The organism is Thermococcus sp., assembly GCF_027008145.1.
In the GTDB taxonomy this organism is placed as follows: domain Archaea; phylum Methanobacteriota_B; class Thermococci; order Thermococcales; family Thermococcaceae; genus Thermococcus.
Map to the genome: position 1 here is coordinate 1 of NZ_JALTCZ010000196.1, position 4,274 is coordinate 4,274.

The window sequence follows — 4,274 nt, forward strand, 5'->3', positions numbered from 1 at the left end:
AGCCCCCTGACGAGAGAGCCGTAGTATGTAGCAATACCAACAAGGTAATCTGCCTCGCCGTTCTCAAACCTCTCAACTGCCTTCCTGTTCTTAGAACTCGCAAGCTCTACCCTAAAGCCCCTCTCCCGGAGGTAGTTCACGAGCTCCTCGGCGTAGCCAAGCCCCTGGTCAATGGGGACGAATACGAGGCCACCCCTTCCGAGCATAGTGAGGAGTTCTTCCACGTGCTTCCTGATGTTCTTCCCCGGCTTAAGGTAGCTGTCAACGACGTTCCTGAGGGCGCTCCTCCCGCTTCCAACCTCAAAGCCGAGAAGTTCACGGTAGAGCTTTATCCTGTCGCCCCTTGCCCTCCCTGTGGCAGAGGCTATTATCATGACCCCCACTCGGTTCCTCCTCTTGTAGGATTCTATCTCACGCTGGAGCTTCTCTATTTGCCCGTTGAGCTCCTTAAGCTTCTCGTTTTTGTCCTCACTCCTTCCGTTGAGGTAGCGGGCCATCTGCCTCTTTAGTTTGACTATCTCCCAGGCCTTTCCTATAACGTCGTCGTTGAAGCCGAGAAGGTAGAGGGAGCGGTCTATGTTCTTGCTGGCCTTCAGAAAAGCGTCAACGTCGTCCACGAATATGAAGTCAAAGTACCTCTCCTTCAGCCTCTCTTCGAAGTTCCTAGCGAGCCACTGGGCGCTCGTTACGAGGATGTCGTAGTCACCGGAGTCTATGAGGGCGAGCATCTCCTCCTTTTCCTTCTTCCGTAGATTGCCGTGGTAGTAGGCGAGCTTGACCTCGAGGCCGAGTTTCTCGCGCATCGCCTCTATCTTCTTAACCGTCTGGATCACGAGGGGAGTTGTGGGAACGACTATGTAGCTCTTCTTCCCCCTCTTTGCATGCCAGAGGCTCATGAAGGCCCCAAAAGTGCTCTTACCCATTCCGGTTGGGGCTATTATCGAGAAACTCCTGCCCTTGAGGAGCCTCTTCACCCACGTCCTTTGAGCGCTCCAGAACCTGAAGCCCGTTGCCTTTTCAAAGAGCCCCTCAATGTCCTTAAGTCCCTTTTCCAAGCGGTAGATCTCATCCCATCTCTCCAGAGTCCCGGCCCCCTTCAGGGCCTTCCTAACCTCATTCACAAGCTCAAAATAGTCCTGAGCCGTGACGGGACTTCTGAGGCAGTTCTCGCAGGGGTTCTTGGCGAGTAGTCTCTCATCAGAAATCCTGCCGGAGCAGTTTGGGCACATCTCCCGGTAGATGGCCTTCATTTTTCCACCCTCTAGGTCTTAGTTTAGGGAGATGGGTGTTTATAAGAGTTATCAACGGGCCCGTTGGAGAGCCGAATTGACCGATTGAAAACTTTTTCTGAGCCTTTCGGTTAGAAGGTAGTCCGGGAAAAGGGTCGAGAACTCGTCGAGAACCTCCTCAAGGACGTGGAGGTACTCGCTCCGTCCGCTTTTTTCGATCAGCCCGAGTGTCCTCAGGAAAAGCCTGGCCGTCTCGCTGCCACTCTCGTCGCTTCGCAGGGAGAAGAGGAGCTCCTTTATTGAGACATCGAGAGCCAGCTCCGGAGCATGGACGAGAAAGCTCCATGCACTCGCCTCGGGGTTCAGCTCCGATAGGTTATCTCCCTCAAAGTAGGTCCCTCTCTCGTAAGCCACCAAAATTGAGGCGACGTGCTTGCAGTCGCCTCCGAGGGGGCAGGTGCAGCTACTCTCCCCAGTCTTCAGGTTCACCGCGGGATAGTAGGGGTACGTTCCGAGAACCTTGCCGTAAAGCCTGTCCCCCGTCTTTACGACCCAGAGAACCTTTCCGGAACGGTAGTAGCGCTCGCCCTTCTTCCTTGTCTGCTCGTCCATGGTTACCACTATCGTGGGTTAGGAGCCGGGAATTTAAGCCTTTCGGCGAAAGGGTTTTTAGTCCGGAAGGATACTATCCTCGGTGGTGTCTATGGCGGACGTCTTCGAGCTGGCGAGACGTTACCACGACGAGCTGGGCATAGAGGAACCGAGCCTTGCGACCATGGCCGCGGAGTTCTTCAGTGATCTCGGCCTCAAGATGGCGGACTTTCTATCCAAGGAGGGTTACACTGTCCTAAACACGAAGTTCATAGACTACGACAAGAGCCTCGTTATGGACATAACAAAGGGGGATAGGAGGTTCGAGATAACCCTCAGGAGGAGCTAGCGTAGTCAAAGACTGCCTCCTTCTTTTCACCGGGCTTTACAGTGACCTGGAACTCAACGTAGTCAGCTGTCTCTTCAACCGGCACGACCGTTGAGCTTATCAGCTTCCCCCTCTTGTAGTGCCTCACTACAACCGTCTTTGTCTCGTTGCCGAAGTTTTCTATGGTAACCTTTACCTTGTAGTAGTCCCTCCCGTCATTGTGGTGCTCTTCGAGAACCGTCGTGGTCCCCCTCAGGTCGTAGGCCCTGCCTATGCCTATTCTCACGGTGTCGCCCTTGGGTGTGTGCTCAACCCTTGCCTCCCCGATGAGGAGTGGACCGTTGCCGGTTTCCCTGTAAATCTCCACTATTCCAGCGGGGAGGACATTGTCCGTCTTGAAGGAGACCGACTCGTAGACCGGACCGCTCCGGCTATAGGGCCAGCTCTCGTAGAGGTACTGCCTCTTGAAGGGGCTCTCAATGTGGATGTATGGGTAAACCGAGGTGCTCGACGCCTTTAAGTCCACTATACCGAGCTTGTAGAGGTAGAAGGCCTCAACCTTCTCCGGCTGGCCGACCTGGACTTCGGAGGCGGACTCTGTCTTAGCGTAGAGAACCCTCGGCTGGATGCCGTAGAACTGGACGCTACCGGCAACGAGGAGAACCTTCGTGCCCTTAAAGTCTAGAGAAGTGGGGTTGCTGATGACGATGTAACCCCGGAGTTCGGCCTCGTTCCCCAGGTAGAGCTTATACCTGCTCCTCCAACTCATGTTCTCGACCCGATATGTAACGCTCACCCTGTATTTGCCTGCCTTCTCGGCCTTCAGGACAACGTAAACGCCCCCCCTCTCGCCGAGGTTCTTGACCTTGAAGTAAACAACCTCTCCCGGCTCGATGAGGTAGTAGCCATTTCCCTCGATTGCTATCTTCCCGTCCTTTAAGCCAAGGAACTTGCCCGAGACCGTTTCTCCTCCCTTAAGCTTCACCTCTACATCGCTCCCGAGGTTGGCGCTGTAAGTCCCAGCCGGATTCCGGGCGAAAATCCCGAGGACTTCAACTCCATCATTGAGGGGTCTCACAACGGCCCCGGCAATATTGAGACCGGCCAGTTCCCCCAGAGCAACGTCGTTCAAGCCGGCCTTCAGCTCGACCTCCTTAACCTCCTCGACGAGGCCAATCTTGGCTGAGTTATATAGAGCAACCGTGGTGTTGCCCGGAACTGCGCTCTCACCGTGAAAGGTGATGACCGCAAAAAGGATTATCAACACACCGGCGACAGCAACTATGCCCTTCTTTCTCATACTGATCACCGTTAGTAACTACGCGCTCATCCTATTTATAACCCGGCCATAGCTTCAAACCGAGCCGAAGTTGGCAAATGGAAACCCTTTTAACCGTCCCCGGCTACTCACAACCGTCAGGCTTACGGGGTGATTGCTATGAACAGGATTGAAAAGGCCAAGGAGATAATTGAGAAGGCGAAAGCCGAGAACAGGCCCCTTGTCGAGCCCGAGGCGAAGGAGATACTCAAACTCTACGGAATCCCGGTTCCGGACTTCAAGGTTGCAACAAACGAGGAAGAAGCGGTAAAGTTCTCAAGGGAGATCGGCTACCCGGTCGTCATGAAGATAGTCTCCCCCCAAATCATCCACAAGAGCGACGCCGGCGGTGTCAAGATAAACATCAAGAGCGACGAGGAAGCTAAAAAAGCCTTCAGGGAGATAATGGAGAACGCCAGGAAGTACAAACCGGACGCAGACCTCTGGGGCGTTATCATCTACAGGCTCCTCCCGCTCGGGAAGGAGGTCATAGTCGGCATGATCCGCGACCCGCAGTTCGGCCCGGCAGTGATGTTCGGCCTCGGCGGGATCTTCGTCGAGATACTCAAGGACGTAAGCTTCCGCGTTGCCCCAATAACGAAGGAGGAAGCTCTTGAGATGATAAGGGAAATAAAGGCCTATCCGATCCTCGCTGGAGCGCGCGGTGAGAAGCCAGCGGACATTGAGGCTTTAGCGGACGTCGTCGTTAAGGTTGGCGAGCTTGCCCTTGAGCTTCCAGAGGTTAAGGAGCTCGACATCAACCCAATCTTCGCCTATGAGGACTCGACCATAGCGGTTGATGCGAGGA

Annotated in this window: 5 protein-coding genes; 2 read left to right on the top strand and 3 right to left on the bottom strand. The window is 54.6% G+C overall.

The window, feature by feature from the left end:
* On the bottom strand, positions 1-1,250 hold a 1,250-nt coding region (locus tag MVD07_RS09975; RefSeq protein ID WP_297501626.1), incomplete at its 3' end, for a DEAD/DEAH box helicase.
* Positions 1,251-1,301: 51 nt separating this feature from the next.
* Positions 1,302-1,841, bottom strand: coding sequence for an SWIM zinc finger family protein (locus tag MVD07_RS09980; protein ID WP_297501635.1), 540 nt, complete (start codon positions 1,839-1,841; stop codon positions 1,302-1,304).
* Positions 1,842-1,932: 91 nt separating this feature from the next.
* Between MVD07_RS09980 and MVD07_RS09985 the strand changes: the two genes are divergently transcribed.
* Positions 1,933-2,169 (top strand): hypothetical protein, encoded by a 237-nt coding sequence (locus tag MVD07_RS09985; protein ID WP_297501637.1) that lies wholly within the window; start codon positions 1,933-1,935, stop codon positions 2,167-2,169.
* Here the strand turns inward: MVD07_RS09985 and MVD07_RS09990 are convergent.
* Positions 2,156-3,448: a DUF4139 domain-containing protein gene (locus MVD07_RS09990; protein ID WP_297501629.1), complete on the bottom strand. Its 1,293-nt coding sequence runs from the start codon at positions 3,446-3,448 to the stop codon at positions 2,156-2,158. The genes MVD07_RS09985 and MVD07_RS09990 overlap by 14 nt on opposite strands.
* 138 nt (positions 3,449-3,586) lie before the next feature.
* Between MVD07_RS09990 and MVD07_RS09995 the strand changes: the two genes are divergently transcribed.
* A partial coding sequence (locus MVD07_RS09995) for an acetate--CoA ligase family protein (protein WP_297501632.1) occupies positions 3,587-4,274 on the top strand: 688 nt, incomplete at its 3' end.

Bases quoted from the DNA above. Each gene is read 5' to 3' on its own strand.
- MVD07_RS09990 (WP_297501629.1), bottom strand. From the start codon at position 3,448: ATGAGAAAGAAGGGCATAGTTGCTGTCGCCGGTGTGTTGATAATCCTT.
- MVD07_RS09985 (WP_297501637.1), top strand. From the start codon at position 1,933: ATGGCGGACGTCTTCGAGCTGGCGAGACGTTACCACGACGAGCTGGGC.
- MVD07_RS09980 (WP_297501635.1), bottom strand. From the start codon at position 1,841: ATGGACGAGCAGACAAGGAAGAAGGGCGAGCGCTACTACCGTTCCGGA.